The 14,882-nt window shown below is 68.4% G+C and carries 13 protein-coding genes; 4 read left to right on the forward strand and 9 right to left on the reverse strand.

The genetic code is table 11. The features are described from left to right. Window positions 1-143: 143 nt before the first annotated feature. Both ACPTTF_RS26980 and ACPTTF_RS26985 read right to left on the reverse strand, forming a co-directional pair. Complete coding sequence (locus ACPTTF_RS26980) at window positions 144-1,448, reverse strand: MFS transporter (protein ID WP_423368926.1); 1,305 nt, start codon at window positions 1,446-1,448, stop codon at window positions 144-146. A 128-nt stretch (window positions 1,449-1,576) separates the two neighbouring features. Next, window positions 1,577-3,232 (reverse strand): GMC family oxidoreductase, encoded by a 1,656-nt coding sequence (locus ACPTTF_RS26985; RefSeq protein WP_423368927.1) that lies wholly within the window; start codon window positions 3,230-3,232, stop codon window positions 1,577-1,579. A 186-nt stretch (window positions 3,233-3,418) separates the two neighbouring features. Between ACPTTF_RS26985 and ACPTTF_RS26990 the strand changes: the two genes are divergently transcribed. Then, window positions 3,419-4,240 (forward strand): IclR family transcriptional regulator, encoded by an 822-nt coding sequence (locus ACPTTF_RS26990; RefSeq protein WP_423368928.1) that lies wholly within the window; start codon window positions 3,419-3,421, stop codon window positions 4,238-4,240. 57 nt (window positions 4,241-4,297) lie between these two features. On the opposite strand, the gene ACPTTF_RS26995 is transcribed toward ACPTTF_RS26990, so the two are convergent. The 4 genes from ACPTTF_RS26995 to ACPTTF_RS27010 all read right to left on the reverse strand — a co-directional run bounded on the left by ACPTTF_RS26995 (window position 4,298) and on the right by ACPTTF_RS27010 (window position 7,487). Further along, window positions 4,298-4,705: a hypothetical protein gene (locus ACPTTF_RS26995; protein ID WP_243771540.1), complete on the reverse strand. Its 408-nt coding sequence runs from the start codon at window positions 4,703-4,705 to the stop codon at window positions 4,298-4,300. 112 nt (window positions 4,706-4,817) lie between these two features. Then, on the reverse strand, window positions 4,818-5,840 hold the full coding sequence (locus ACPTTF_RS27000) for a DUF2891 domain-containing protein (protein WP_423368929.1): 1,023 nt from the start codon (window positions 5,838-5,840) through the stop codon (window positions 4,818-4,820). 10 nt (window positions 5,841-5,850) lie between these two features. After that, window positions 5,851-6,801: a DUF979 domain-containing protein gene (locus tag ACPTTF_RS27005; RefSeq protein WP_166953452.1), complete on the reverse strand. Its 951-nt coding sequence runs from the start codon at window positions 6,799-6,801 to the stop codon at window positions 5,851-5,853. Further along, complete coding sequence (locus tag ACPTTF_RS27010) at window positions 6,798-7,487, reverse strand: DUF969 domain-containing protein (RefSeq protein ID WP_166953454.1); 690 nt, start codon at window positions 7,485-7,487, stop codon at window positions 6,798-6,800. The genes ACPTTF_RS27005 and ACPTTF_RS27010 overlap by 4 nt, the downstream gene beginning before the upstream one ends. Window positions 7,488-7,825: 338 nt before the next feature. Between ACPTTF_RS27010 and ACPTTF_RS27015 the strand changes: the two genes are divergently transcribed. Further along, entirely contained in the window at window positions 7,826-8,050 is a 225-nt protein-coding gene (locus ACPTTF_RS27015) for a hypothetical protein (protein ID WP_011355611.1), read from the forward strand. Window positions 8,051-8,126: 76 nt separating this feature from the next. Here ACPTTF_RS27015 and ACPTTF_RS27020 read toward each other — a convergent pair whose 3' ends face one another. Then, window positions 8,127-8,555, reverse strand: a complete 429-nt coding sequence (locus ACPTTF_RS27020; protein ID WP_423368930.1) for a hypothetical protein — start codon at window positions 8,553-8,555, stop codon at window positions 8,127-8,129. Window positions 8,556-8,901: 346 nt separating this feature from the next. On the opposite strand from ACPTTF_RS27020, the gene ACPTTF_RS27025 reads away from it, so the two are divergent. Both ACPTTF_RS27025 and ACPTTF_RS27030 read left to right on the forward strand, forming a co-directional pair. Further along, window positions 8,902-9,906, forward strand: coding sequence for a chemotaxis response regulator protein-glutamate methylesterase (locus ACPTTF_RS27025; RefSeq protein ID WP_423368931.1), 1,005 nt, complete (start codon window positions 8,902-8,904; stop codon window positions 9,904-9,906). 55 nt (window positions 9,907-9,961) lie between these two features. Beyond that, window positions 9,962-11,029, forward strand: coding sequence for a diguanylate cyclase domain-containing protein (locus tag ACPTTF_RS27030; RefSeq protein WP_423368932.1), 1,068 nt, complete (start codon window positions 9,962-9,964; stop codon window positions 11,027-11,029). Window positions 11,030-11,056: 27 nt separating this feature from the next. Here the strand turns inward: ACPTTF_RS27030 and ACPTTF_RS27035 are convergent, their stop codons facing one another. Beyond that, window positions 11,057-13,306, reverse strand: coding sequence for a putative bifunctional diguanylate cyclase/phosphodiesterase (locus ACPTTF_RS27035; RefSeq protein WP_423368933.1), 2,250 nt, complete (start codon window positions 13,304-13,306; stop codon window positions 11,057-11,059). A gap of 489 nt (window positions 13,307-13,795) precedes the next feature. Next, a complete protein-coding gene (locus tag ACPTTF_RS27040; protein ID WP_423368935.1) occupies window positions 13,796-14,689 on the reverse strand; it encodes a LysR substrate-binding domain-containing protein in 894 nt (297 codons plus the stop codon). Between the last annotated feature and the right edge of the window lie 193 nt (window positions 14,690-14,882).

Here is a 14,882-nt window from a genome sequence, read left to right on the forward strand (position 1 = left end):
GGGACGCCGCACGGCGTGCAGCATCGAACGCCCGGCTGACAGCAACGATCAGCGGCGCGGGCGCGGCTCCGACCGACGACCGCCGCGCCGATGCGGCCCCTCTCTGCCACATCCGCACACCAGCACACCCGCCCCGCCCGCCGTCACGTCGCGCCCACCGCGACCTCGGCCACGCCGCCGCGCTTCTCGATCGCCCGCGCGGACACGATCGACAGGAGTGCAGACAACATCACGTAAACCCCGACGAGCCACGGCGCACCGCCGTTCACGCGCAGCAATGCGGTCGCGACGATCGGCGTCAGGCCGCTCGCGAAGATGCCCGACACCTGGTAGACGAACGAAATGCCCGTGTACCGCACATTCGCATCGAACAGCTCCGCGAACAGCGCGGCCTCCGGCCCGTACGCCATCGCGTAGAAGACGCCGAACGGGATCACCAGCGCGAGCCACACGGCGAGCAGGTTCGACGATTGCGTCTGCAGCAGCCAGAACGCGGGCAGCACCGACAGCCCGCACAGCGTCGCACCCCACCGGTACACGCGGGCACGGCCGAGCCGGTCCGACAGGCTGCCGAACACGGGAATGAACACGCACATCACGACCGCCGCGCTCATCACGCCGAGCAACGCATCGCCGCGCGAGATCGACAGGTTGCGCGTCATGTAGCCGATCGAGAACACCGCGAACACGTTGAAGAACACGCCGTCGATATAGCGCGCGCCCATCCCGAGCAGGATCGCCTGCCGATAATTTCCAAGCAGCTCGACGACCGGCAGCTTCGTATCGCGCCGCTGGCGCTTGAGCGCGACGAATTCGGGCGTATCGGCCACGCGCGTGCGGATATAGAAGCCGACCGCGACGAGCAGCAGCGACGCCGCGAACGCGACGCGCCAGCCCCATGCGAGGAACGCGGCGTCCGGCAACGCGCGCGACAGCGCCGCGACCACGCCGGCCGCGAGGCACAGCCCGATCGCGAGCCCGATCTGCGGCAGGCTCGCGTACAGCCCGCGCCGGTGCGGCGGCGCGTATTCGTACGCCATCAGCACCGCGCCGCCCCACTCGCCGCCGAGACCGATGCCCTGCAGCACGCGCAGCGTCAGCAGCAGCACGGGCGCCCACATGCCGATCTGCGCATAGGTCGGAAGAAACGCAACGCCGGCCGTCGACACGCCCATGATCAGCATCGTCAGGATCAGCGCGGACTTGCGCCCGACGCGGTCGCCGAGATGGCCGAACAGCAAGCCGCCGAGCGGCCTCGTAACGAAGCCGACCGCGAACGTCGCATACGCGAGCATCGTCGACACGAACGCGTCGCCGGCCGGAAAGTACTGCTTGTCGAAGACGATGCCGGCGACCACGCCGTACAGGAAAAAGTCGTACCACTCGACGGTCGCGCCGATCACGCTGGCCGCGGCCACGCGTCGGACGACCCGGGAATCGATTGCCATGCGAGCTTCTCCAGGTAAGGATGCGCCGCAACCTGCCCCGGCGCCGTACCGGCGGGGGCATCGATGAACGCGCGGCGGCCGTCCGGGCGCAGGAGCACGGGCCACGCGGGTGGATGCGTGGCGATGCCCTACGCGAGCGCCTCGGCGGCCGGCGCGACGCTGCGGCCGCGATCGGTCGCGCGCGCGTCCTCGAGGATCATGTCGGACGCCTTCTCGGCGACCATCACGATCGGCACGTTGGTATTGCCCGATACGAGGGTCGGCATGATCGAGCAGTCGACCACGCGCAACCCGCGCGTGCCGTATACACGCAGCCGCTCGTCGACGACCGCGAGCGGATCGCTCGCGACGCCCATTTTCGCGGTGCCGGACGGATGAAAGATCGTCTGCCCGTATTCCCGGCAGAACTCGAGCAGCTCGTCGTCCGTCTGCGCGTCCGCGCCCGGCCGCACCTCGCGCTTCATCAGCGGCGCCATCGGCTCGGCGGCCGCGACGCGTCGCGCGAAGCGCACGCCGGCCACCGTCGTGCGGCGGTCGCGCTCGGTGTCGAGATAGTTCGGCTGGATCGATGGCGCATCGCGCGCATCGTCGGTACGGATGCGCACGGTACCGCGCGATTCGGGCCGCAGCTGGCAGATCGAATACGTGCAGCCGGGAAACGGATGCACGCTGCCGCCCGCCGAATCGGCCGACAGCGTCGAGAAATGGAACTGGATGTCGGGCGTCGCCGATTCGTCCGGCAGCGCACGGCAGAACATCCCGCCCTGGTTGATGCCGATCGCGAGCGGGCCGCCGCGGAACAGCGCCCATTGCAGCCCCATCTTCGCGCGGCCGACCCACGAATGCAGTTCGTCGTTGGTGGTGATCGGCTTCGTCACCTCGTAGATCAGGCGAACCTGCAGATGATCCTGCAGGTTCTCGCCGACACCCTTGCGATCGGCGACGACCGGAATCCCGTGCCGGCCCAGCAGCGCGGCCGGCCCGACGCCCGACACCTGCAGCAGTTGCGGCGATTGCAGCGCGCCGGCCGCGAGGATCACCTCGCGCAACGCACGCACCTCGCGAACCTTGCCGTGCTGGACGTAACGCACGCCCGACGCCTGCGTGCCATCGAACAGCACCTTCAGCGCCTGCGCATCGGTTTCCACATGCAGGTTCGGCCGCCCGCGCGCGGGTTTCAGGTAGGCCACCGCCGTCGAGCAGCGCAACCCGTTGCGCGTCGTGAGCTGGTAGTACCCGACGCCTTCCTGGTCACCCGTGTTGAAATCGTCGACCGTGCGCACGCCGAGCCGGTTCGACGCGGCGACGAACGCATCGACGAGTTCGTGCCGCTGCCGGATCGCGGAAGCCCACAGCGGGCCGCCGGTGCCACGCGTCGGCCCTTCGCCGAGCGTGTTGTGTTCGAGCTTGCGGAAATACGGCAAACACTCGCGCCAGCTCCAGCCGCGATTGCCGAGCGCGGCCCAGTGGTCGTAGTCCTGCTGCTGCCCGCGCACGTAGATCAGCCCGTTGATCGAGCTGCAGCCGCCGAGCGTACGGCCGCGCGGCCAGTACAGCCGGCGGTTGTGCATGTTCGGATCGGGATCGGTGTGGAAGCCCCAGTTGTACACGGGGTGGAACATCGTCTTGCCATAACCGATCGGCACGTGAATCCACATGGAGTTGTCGGCGGGGCCCGCTTCCAGCAGGCACACCGTATGGCGTCCGCCGTCGGACAGCCGGTTGGCGAGGACGCAACCGGCCGATCCCGCGCCGACCACGACATAGTCGAAGCTGCGTGTCATTCGTGTCTCCGTTCCGGGGTATTGGAAAAATCCGGTATGTTTCGTCCAAATTTATTGAGCACACGGAACGCATACAAGCCGATTTATTGTCCACACGGCGAATGTGGTACAAAAACCAGTCAATTCGTTTCATTTCCATCGCACACACCATCCCGGGACGCACACCGATCCCGACGGAGGAGACACATGCGCGAACCTGCCCCCGCGCCGGCCGATGGCGCACCCGACGACGCGCGCGTCCTGCGCGCGCTCGCCGTGCTCGAAGCACTCGCGTCGGCCGGCCAGCCGTACACGCTGTCGCAGCTCGCCGCGCGGCTGCATATCCCGAAGGCAACGCTGCTACGGCTGATCGAATCGCTGGAGGCGCGCGGCTACGTGATCCACATGCCCGACTCGCGCGGCCACGATCGCGGCATCGCACTCGGCCCGCGCGCCGCACAATTTGCGCTCGCGGCACTGTCGAACAACACTTTCACGCGCGGCTGCCGTTCGGTGCTGCGCGCGCTTGTCGACGTGCTCGGCGAGACCTGTAACCTCACCGCGCTCGACGGCGACACGGTGCTGTACATCGAACGCGTCGAGACGACCGAGCCGCTGCGGCTCGAGATGCGGCCCGGCATGCGCGTGCCGCTGCATTGCACGGCGAGCGGCAAGCTGTTCCTGTCGCAGATGAATGCGCTGGAGCGCAACGCGATGCTCGCGCGGCTCACGCTGAAGAAGATGACCTACCGGACGCTGACCGATGCGCAACTGCTCGCGGCTGAACTCGACCGGCTCGCCGCGCGCGGCGTCGGGATCGACAACGAGGAATTCGTACGCGGGATGGTGGCCGTCGCGGTGCCGGTGAAGGATGCCGCGAGCGGTCGGGTGCTCGCGGCGCTCGCCGTGCATGCGCCGACCGCGCGCGCGACGCTCAACGATTTGCTGGAGAACGTGCAGAAGATGCGGGAGGCGGCGACGCGACTGGCGCCGCTGCTCCATGGGGCCGATGGCGTGCTGCCGGGGTGAAGCGGCTGCGTGCTCAAGTGCTCATGCGGTCAGTCAGGCAGGCAGGCAGTCACGCAATCACGCGAGGTGATAACGCAGCCAGAAAGTCTCGCGGCACGCGTTGTCGAACGTCAGCCGCGACGGGGTAATCGGCTGCGCATCGGGATGACGCAGCACGTCGTAATCGATCCAGCATTCGGCGCACAGCAGGTCGGACGGCGCGCGGTCCTGCTCGACCGAGCGGCGCACGATCGCGCCGTTGTCGAAGCGGTATTCGGTTTCGTCGCGCGTGACTTCGACGTCGTCGTCGGTCCAGCGGTCATGCGACGTCGCGTGCGACACGATCGACACCGGGCCGGCGAGCCCGTGAATCGCCGCGACATAGGAAATGAGCTTGTTCATTGGAAAAGCGGCGAACTGGCGGATGGCCGCTTCGCGCGATGCATGCTGCGCGAAGCGGCCCGAGCGGCGAGTATAGCCGTGCATCGAAACCCCTGTCGCCGACGGGGTTTCGTGCGCCGTGCGCGGCATGCTGCGTACTGCGTGCTGCGTGCTGCGTGCTGCGTGCCGCGCGTGCTGCATGCTGCGTGCCGCGTTTCTAAGCCTCCAGCGCCAGCAACGCGAACGTCGCGAGCCAGTGCTCGCCCATGTAGTCGCCGGCCACGTGCGCCAACGCGCTCGCGAGATGCCGGTCGGCCGCATCGAGCAGCTTCGCGCGCCGCGCATCGCCTTCCGGCAGCGCACCGGCGAGCGCACGCTGGCACCACGCACGGCTCAGGTTCAGCCCGTCGAGATGCGCGATCTTGCCGTCGCTGCGATCGCTGACCGTCGCCGGCTCGAACAGCGTCGCCGGCTCGCCGCGCGCGAGATCGGGCAGGAAGCGCGCGAACCAGCCGTCGAATTCGGCGGCCGGCAGCACGCGCCGCATCAGCTCGGCTTCCATCAGCGCGGGCGACAGGAATTCGTCGCCCGACGGCTCCCACGCCTGGCACGCGACATCGTCCAGGTGCCAGCGCTTCGCGGTATCGACGATCAGCGCCGCGAGCCCGTCGCGCTGCGTGTCGCGTGCGAAGTCGAGCGTGAGCGCCAGTGCGAACGCGGTGTTGAAGTGCGTGCCGACACGCAGCGGATAGGTCGCTTTCGGCAGGAACGTCTCGAAGCGCGACACGAACAGGTCGGTGAGCGGTGCCATCGTCTTCGCCCAGCGCGCGGCCTGCGGCAGCATGCCCCTCAGCGCCAGCCGCTCGAGTTGCGCGGCAAGCGCGAGCAGCCACGCCCAGCCGTACGGCCGCTCGAAGCCGCTGTTGTGCGGCAGCGCGAGGTATGCGCGCTCGCCCGCGACGTTCGCATCGGTGAAGTGCGCATCGACGATCGCGACGATGCGTTCGGCCTCCGGCAATGCCGGGTAGCGTTCGAGCACGCGCAGCACGAGCCAGTAGCCGTGCACGCACGAGTGCCAGTCGTAGCTGCCGTAGAAGATCGGGTGCAGCGCGCGCGGCCCCTGCACGTCCTGCGGGCCGGCGAGCGAATGCGTGAGCTTGTTCGGATATTCGCGGGCCAGGTGCGCGAGCGCGAGCGATGCGAATTTCGACGCGAGTTCGGGGGTGAGTCGGTCGGTCATGAGGGTCTCGTCAGAAGCGGAATACGAACGCATACATCAGGAGCGTGTTCACGGCGAGCAGCAGCACGGCTGTCGGCCACTGCGCCTTGATCACGCCGTTCTTGTCCTTCAGTTCGAGCAGCGCCGCCGGCACGATGTTGAAGTTCGCGGCCATCGGCGTCATCAGCGTACCGCAGAAGCCGCTCAGCATCCCGATCGCGCCGACGATCGCCGGGTTGCCGTGGAACTGGTGGACGATCAGCGGCAGGCCGATGCCGGCCGTCATCACGGGGAACGCGGCGAAGCCGTTGCCCATGATCATCGTGAACAGCGCCATGCCGACCGTGTAGGCCGCGACCACCGCGAACGGCGAATCGATCGGCACCCACTCCTTCACGAGCCCCGACACCACGCCGCCGACGCCCGCGACCGCGAACAGCGCGCCGAGCGCCGCGAGCATCTGCGGCAGGATCGCGGCCCAGCCGACCGCGTCCATCGTGTGGCGTGCCTCCTTCACCGCATGCACGGGCGAGTCGCGCAGCATCGCGAGCGCGACGGCGAACGCGACGAGCGTGCCGAGCACGAGCGAGATCAGCGTCACGCTCTTCTGGTCGACGAACGGCACGCCCTTCAGCGCGAACGTGCCGATCAGCGTGACGACCGGAATCAGCAGCGCGGGCAGGAACAGCCGGTTGCCGAAACGCTGTGCGAGCGTCTCGCGGCGCACGGCCGCGGCTTCGCCGGCTTCATCGGATTTGCCGCGCCCGAGCTTGCCCGAACCGGCGATCAGCGCGAGCCCGATCGCGAGGCAGCCCGTCACGAAATGCGGCAGCAACCCGCCGAACAGGAACGTGACCGCGTAGATCGCCCAGAACGCGAAATTGACGATGCGGCGCGGGTTCGTGCGGTCGGTCAGGTTGAAACACGCGAACGCGGCGAACATCAGCCCCGCGAGCGTGTACAGCGATTCGAGGCCGATCATCGCGCGCCCTCCTGCTTCAGCAGGCCGAAACCGCGCGTCAGGCGCCGGTCGAGCAGCGCGAGGCGCGTGCAGTGGATCAGCAGCGCGGCGATCGCGCTCGGGATCGCCCACACCGACACGTGCAACGGCTCGACGACGATCCCGTTCTGTTCGAGAAAGCCCTTGATCAGCAGGATCGACTGGATCGCGATGAAAATGTCCTCGCCGAAGAACACGGCGATGTTGTCGACGCCCGACGCATGCGCGCGGATCTGCTGGCGCACCGCCTCGGGCAGCGCGCCGTGCCGGTTCACCGCGGCGGCCTCGGCCATCGGCGCGATCAGCGGCCGCACCATCTGCGCATGGCCGCCGAGCGACGTGAGGCCGAGCGCAGCCGTCGCCTGGCGCAGCACGAAGTACAGCATCAGCACGCGGCCGGTGGTGGCCGCCTGCACGCGCGAGATCATCCGCTTCGCCTGCTCCTTGAGCCCGTTGCGCTCGAGCAGCGCGATTACCGGCAGCGTCAGCCAGATGAGCCCCATGTAGCGGTTTTCGGTGAATGCCTTGCCGAACGCGCTGACGATGTCGACGAGATTCAGCCCGCCCGCGAGCCCCGTCGCGAGCCCCGCGATCGTGACCACCAGCAGCGCATTGAAGCGCAGCGCAAAACCGATCACGACGATCGGCACCCCAATCAGCACCAGCATTGCTCCTCCTTGTATCGGACGCGCGGCGCCTTGGCAACGCGCCGCCTGCCCGGTTTGGACCGGGCTCTGACGGCGAAATCTAACACGAGACTTTATCGATAAAAAGTCGACAATTTGCTGCCTCGGGTAAACGTTGAAGCGTGCGGGCACCGCGCCCGGGCCATGGGCCGGCGGTGTCTCATCCGAGGAATCGGCGGTCGGCCGGCCGGTGCGGGCGCGCCGGTCGCGGCACGCGCGTTCCCGCCCCGGAGAGCGGCGTGTGACGGGCCGGCGCGCGTGGCGGAGCCCCGGTGCGCCGACTAAACTGGAAAGCATCGGCAACGGACGGGAGAGCCGCCATGATTGACGTATTCCAGACCATCGGCAGCCGCGCGTTCTCCGCTCATCTGGCGAAGGACGGGATGGTGACGCTGATGGAGCAACGCCATGAGGTCGATCGCGTGACGCTCGCGACCGCGTACGCCGCGCTCGTCGAGGAGTCCGAGCAGGAAACCGACCTGCTCGACGCGACGGTCGAAGGCATGATGCGCGCGCTGATCCAGGGGTACGCGCGCAGCCATTGACGCTGCGGCCGCGCAACCGGTGCGCGGCCGGTTTCCGCCCGCTCCCGTTGAAGCGGATGACGGGCTTGCGCGGGCGCTACGCGGCCGGCGTAGCGGCGCCCATGTCGAACCACCGGCCCGCACGCAGTTGCCGGTAGTCGGCCTGCGTGAAGATCCTCAGCAGGTTCGCGACCGCGCCGTTGCTGGCGCGGTCGAGTTCCGTCATGAAGGCTTCGACTTCGTCGCGGCCGGCAAACAGGATCGTGCTGAAGGTGCGTTCGCGTTCCGCGTCGGACAGGTTCGTCGCGCTCAGCTGGTACGGATGGTGAAGCGCCGCGAACAGGAAGTAATAGCGCTCGGCGTCGTCACGCAGCACGCGCACCGCGTCGGGTTCGACCGGGAAATCGCGATGGAACGACGCGTGGCCGCTCTCGATGTAGATCCGGTACAGCAGCCGGCCGTCGCGCTCGATCACGATCGGCGCATACGGGTCGCGGCTGACGAGTACGGTGTCGGGCACGGTCATCCAGCATTCTCCCCGTCTTATTCAGCGAAACCGCCACGGTAACATGCGTGCTTGCGCGGCCTGCCGTGCCGAAATCGCGTGGCCGGGCACGCACGCGCGAGCGGGCCCGGCTCCGCTCCTGTCCCGACACACCGCATCGTCATAGAGGAAACGCACTGAAACGGCGCAATGCGCTCATTTTTCGATTGCCGCCGCCCGCGCCGCATGACAGCATTCGGGGCGTCGCCAACCGAAAAGAATGCCGTGCCGTCCGGCCGCCGATGCAGCCCGACGGCGCCGAACAGGCAGCCCCTTCCATGAACCCGGCCCACCTCCAACATTACGAACCGACCGGAGAATTCCGCTTGTGAACATCGGCATCGTCAACGACCTCCCGCTTGCCGTCGAGGCGATGCGCCGCGCGATTGCGCGACGGCCCGAGCACCGCGTGCTGTGGGTCGCGACCGACGGCGCGCAGGCCGTCGAACTCTGCGCGTCGCAGCCGCCCGATGTCGTGCTCATGGACCTGGTCATGCCGAAATTCGACGGGATCGAAGCGACGCGGCGGATCATGCGATCCGAACGACCGTGCGCGATCCTGATCGTGACGAGCTGCATCGGCGCGAATGCGTGGCGCGTGTTCGAGGCGATGGGCGCCGGCGCGCTCGATGCGGTCGATACGCCGCGGCTCGGCGACGGCTCGGCCGGCGACACGACCCGGCTGCTGCTCGCGAAGATCGACCAGATCGGCCGCCTGCTCGACGCACCCGGTGGCGCGCGCCTCGCCGGCACGCCCCCGCGCACCGGCGGCGGCCCGCTGATCGCGATCGGCGCATCGGCCGGCGGCCCCGGCGCGCTCGCGTCGATCCTCGGCGGCCTGCCGGCCGATTTCAATGCGCCGATCGTGATCGTGCAGCACGTCGACCGCGCGTTCGCCGAAGGCATGGCGCAATGGCTCGACGGCCAGACGCGAATCACCGTGCGCGTCGCGTGCGAAGGCGACCGCCCGCAGCCGGGCGTTGCGCTGCTCGCCGCGACCGACGACCACCTGCGCATCACGCGCGCCGGCACGCTCGAATACACGCGCGAACCGGCCGCCACGCCGTATCGCCCGTCGGTCGACGTGTTCTTCAACAGCCTGACCGAGCACTGGCCCGGCCGCGTGATCGGCGTGCTGCTCACGGGGATGGGCCGCGACGGCGCAATCGGCCTGAAGGCACTGCGGATGAAGGGCTACCATACGATCGCGCAGGACGAGGCGACGAGCGCCGTATACGGCATGCCGAAGGCAGCCGCGACGCTCGGCGCGGCGCGCGCGATCCTGCCGCTCGGGCGCATCGCGGGCGAGCTGGCGGCGCTCGCGCGGATCTGAGCCCGATGAACACGCGCAACACCCATGCCTGCCCTCGCAACAACCCGCATCGACCATGAGCTTTGACCTGACTCGCCCGCCAGGCGGCCCCTACACGCCGCCCGCCGACGTGCCGGCGATGGTGCTGCTGGTCGACGACCAGACGATCGTCGCGGAAGCCGTGCGGCGCGCGCTCGTCGACGAGGAAGGCATCGATTTCCACTACTGCCCGCGTTCGGACGACGCGATGGCCACCGCGATCGAGACGCGGCCGACGGTGATCCTGCAGGACCTCGTCATGCCCGGCACCGACGGGCTGAGCCTCGTGAAAACGTACCGGACGAATCCGGCGACGCGCGACGTGCCGATCATCGTGCTGTCGACGCAGGAAGAGCCCGTGATCAAGAGCGCCGCCTTCGCGGCCGGCGCGAACGACTACCTCGTGAAGCTCCCCGACCGCATCGAGCTCGTCGCGCGCGTGCGCTACCACTCGCGCTCGTACATGAACCTGCTGCAGCGCGACGAGGCCTATCGCGCGCTGCGGCAATCGCAGCAGCAGTTGCTCGAAGCCAATCTCGAGCTGCGGCGCCTCACGCATTCGGACGGCCTCACCGGGCTGTCGAACCGCCGCTATCTCGACGAATACCTCGCCGCCGAATGGCGGCGCGGCACGCGCGAGCGCAGCGAGCTGTCGCTGCTGATGATCGATGTCGACAATTTCAAGCTGTACAACGACACCTACGGCCACGTGTCGGGCGATAGCGTGCTCAAGCAGATCGCGTCGACCATCGAGCGCTGTCTCGGCCAGTCGGGGGATCTCGCCGCGCGTTTCGGCGGCGAGGAATTCGCGGTCGTGATGCCGGCCACGTCGCCGGGCGCCGCGCGGCTGCTCGGCGAGAAGATCCGGCTCGCGGTCGAGGCGCTGCGGCTGCGGCACGCGCATTCGTCGACGGGCAACACCGTGACGATCAGCATCGGCGGCGCGACCCTCGTGCCGATGCCCGGCCTGCCGACGACCGTGCTGATCGAAGCGGCCGACCGCGCGCTCTATCGCGCGAAGCACGAGGGCAAGAACCGCGTCGAGATCGATGTGACGCCGACACCGCCCGTCCCCGGCGGCTTCGGCGCGCCGCGCGTCGACTGAACGCCGAACGCCGGCTCGGCGCCGCGCTCACACGGCGCCGAGCCGGCGCGCGTAGTCGTTCGGGTCCAGCGGGCGGCTGAACAGGTAGCCCTGCTGCATGTCGCAGCCGATTTGCTGCAGGAACCACGACTGCGCCTGCGTCTCGACCCCTTCGGCCGTGACCTTCATCCCGAGCGAATGCGCCATCGCGACGACGGCCTGCGTGATCGCCACCGAATCGTGATGATCGGGCACACCCGACACGAACGAGCGGTCGACCTTCAGGTTGTGCAGCGGAAAGCGCTTCAGGTAGGCGAGCGACGAATAACCGGTGCCGAAATCGTCGACCGAGATCCGCACGTTCATGTCCGTGAGCGCCTCGAGCATCGGCAGCACGGTGTCCGTGTCGTTCATCAGTAGTCCTTCTGTAATCTCGAGTTCGAGCGCAGACGGATCGAGCCGCGTCTGCGCAAGGCAGCGGTCGACCGACTCGACGAGGCCTTCGTGAAACTGCCGCGGCGACAGGTTGACGGCCAGCATCAGGTCGGGCGCGATCGTGCGGCGCCATTCGGCCGCCTGCCGGCACGCGGTTTCGAGCACCCACTGGCCGATCGCGACGATCAGCCCCGTGTCTTCCGCGACCGGAATGAACTCCGCCGGCGACATCGGCCCGAGCTCGGGGCTCGTCCAGCGCAGCAGCGCCTCGGCGCCGACGGTGCGGCCGCTGCGCGCGTCGACGACGGGCTGATACGCGAGCCGCAGCATGTCCGACGAGAGCGCGCGCCGCAGCGACTGCTCGATCGCGAAGCGGCGCTGCAGCCGCAGGTTGAGCTGCGCGGTGAAGAACGTGAAGTGGTTGCGGCCGCGCTGCTTCGCGTCGTACATCGCCGAATCCGCGTTGCGCATCAGCGTGACGGCATCGTCGCCGTCGCGCGGCGCGACGCTGATCCCGATCGACACGCCAAGCCAGTATTCGTTGTTCGCGATCGCGAACGGCTTCGCGATCGCGTCGATCACCTCGCGCGCGAGCACCGCGAGCCGGTCGGGATCGTCGCAGTCGTCGACGAGGATCACGAACTCGTCGCCGCCGACGCGCGTAAGCGCATGCTGGCCGCCCCCGCAGGCCGCGAGTCGCGCCGCGACGCTGCGCAGCAGCGCGTCGCCCGCGTCATGGCCGGCCGTGTCGTTGACCTTCTTGAAACCGACGAGATCGATGAACAGGATCGCGACGCGCGCCGGCCCGCCCGCCGCATCGTGCCCGCCGAACAGCTCGCGCATGCGGTCGCCGAGCCAGCGGCGGTTGTAAAGGCCCGTCAGCGCATCGCGCGTCGCCAGGTAGCGCAACTGCTGCTGCGCTTCGCGCACGGGGCCGATGTCGTTGAACGACACGAGCACCGAGTCGGCCTGCTTCTCGCCCGGCTTCACGATCGGCACCGCGTTGCCGCGCACCCAGATGATGTCGCCGTCCGCCAGGCCGAATCCGACCGTGTAGTCGAGCATCGGCGTGGCCGTTTCGAGCGCGCGCCGGCTCGGCCAGTCGTCGGGCGCGATCGGCGTGCCGTCCTCATGCAGCTTGTGCAGGATCACCGTCGACAGCCGGCGGCCGACGAGGTCGCCCTTCACGCGCATCATCCGGTTCGCACTCGGGTTGCTCGCGACCACGACGCCATCGCGCGACACAACGAGGATCCCTTCGTTCAGGCTGTTGACCACGAGCCGGTGATGTTCCTCGCTGCGCGCGAGCTGTCGCGCGATCCGGTCCTGGTGCACCGCAAGGCCGACGCTGTTGCCGATGTCGCGCAACAGTTCGGTTTCCTCGTCGCTCGGCCGGCGCGGCGTGCGGTGATAGACGGCGAACGCGCCGAGCACGACGCCTGCGTCGTCGAGGAACGGCACCGACCAGCACGCGCGCAAGCCCAGCGGCAATGCAATGGAACGGTAGTCGGCCCACAGGGGATCGGTTTCGATATCTTCGACGGCGACCATCCGGCGCAGGTACATCGCCGTGCCGCAGGAGCCGGCCACCGGCCCGATCGACGCGCCTTCGATCGCCGCGCTGTACTGTGCGGGCAGCGACGGCGCGGCGCCGACGTGCACGTGCACACCGTCGGTATCGAGCAGCAGGATCGTGCACGACGCGCCTTCGCCGAGCAAAGCCTCGGCGCGCCGACAGACTTCGACGAGCAGCTCCGGCAGCGGTGTGTTACGCGTGATCAGCCTCAGCACGCTTTGCTCGGACGCGAGCACTTCCGCCGCGAGCCCGAGACTGTAACGAGAACTTTGCGGTTCGGTATTCAAGATGAATCCTGCCGTCTGTCCGATCGGGTCTGATGCGCCCGATTCGTTTTCGATCCTTCGTGCCGTTTTTCGCTCCGGGTATACGCCGATGCCCGGTGCGCCCCGTATTGCACGCGGTGCCAACGCGCGCCGAAATACATTTAACACCAATCCGTGACCACCCGCGCGTCCACGCGCATCAGGGCTTACGCGCGGTCGGTGCGGCATTTGCATGCCGACAGTCAGCTTGCCGAAAGACTGGCACGCGGCGCGACCGCCCCGCGCAAGGTCGCGCCTCGCGCGCGACGCATTCGCAAGCCGTTCGTCAGATTGTGGCGGTGCCCCGCTTCCGTGCGCGTTCAATCGCCGGCGCCGGGATCCGTGCGCGTCATGGCCTTCAATGCGTTAGGCGCGGCCGTGACCGACACGCTCGCGGCGCCGATGCATCGAGCCGGTACACAAGCGGGGCGAACTCGCGGCGCGGCGCTTGCGCGAGCATCCGGTCGAGCGTCAATCCTTCCGGATGTGTTCGGCCAGGAAGTCGATCAGCAGCCGCACGCGCGGCAGCAACCCGCGCCGCGACGGAAACACCGCATGCACCACGCCGCCCTTCGGCGCCCAGCCGGGCAGCACGTCGACCAGCGTGCCGTCGCGCAGGTCGTCCTCGACGACCATGCACGGCAACTGCACGATGCCGACGCCGTGGATCGCCGCGTCGCGCAGCGCGTGCATGTCGTCGGTGACGAAGCGCGGATGATGGCGCAACTGCGCGAGCTCGCCGTTCGGCCCGACCAGCTGCCACACGTGATGCCGCGGCGGCCCCCAGTCGAGACTCGGCACGCCGGCCAGTTCGGCCGGATCCGACGGCGCCGCGCGCCCGTCCAGCCAATGCGGCGCGGCCACCAGCCGCTGCGGGCTGTCGGCGAGCACGCGCATCACGAGATCGCTGTCCTCCAGCGGCGGGAAGCGCACCCGCAGCGCGAGGTCGAACCCTTCGCTCAGCAGGTCGACGCGGCGGTTCGTCGCCTCGAGATGCACCTGCACCTGCGGATGAATCGCCATGAAGCGCGCGACCAGTTCGCTCACGCGATATTCGAGCAGTGCGGTCGGGCAACTGACACGAACGATGCCGCGCGGCTCCGCGTGCCGACGCTCGATCACCTCGCGCGCGGCATCGGCTTCGACCAGCACCGCGAGGCAGCGCTCGTGGAATTCGCGCCCGGTTTCCGTGACGGTGAAATGACGCGTCGTACGCTGCAGCAGCCGCACGTCGTACTTCGCTTCCAGCGCGGCGATGCGCCGGCTCAGCGTCGATTTCGGCACATCCAGCGCACGCCCTGCCTGCGTGAACCCGCCGTGTTCGACCACCTTCACGAAATAGTAGAGGTCGTTCAGGTCATCCATGATTGTTCCATCCATAGAACACTGACGGCATTTTAAGGGACTGGAACGCCGGTTGTTGCACGCATAGCATCCTGTTTCAACGTGGATCGAGCGGGTCGCGGCGGCGGGGAATTTTCTCAGTCGGCTCCATCGCCTGACCGGACGATTCACTAAGCTTGGAGTTCCCCCCTCACTTCCCGCACCGTCACTGGAG

Origin of the sequence: Burkholderia crassaminum (assembly GCF_964265005.1) — a bacterium.
In the GTDB taxonomy this organism is placed as follows: domain Bacteria; phylum Pseudomonadota; class Gammaproteobacteria; order Burkholderiales; family Burkholderiaceae; genus Burkholderia.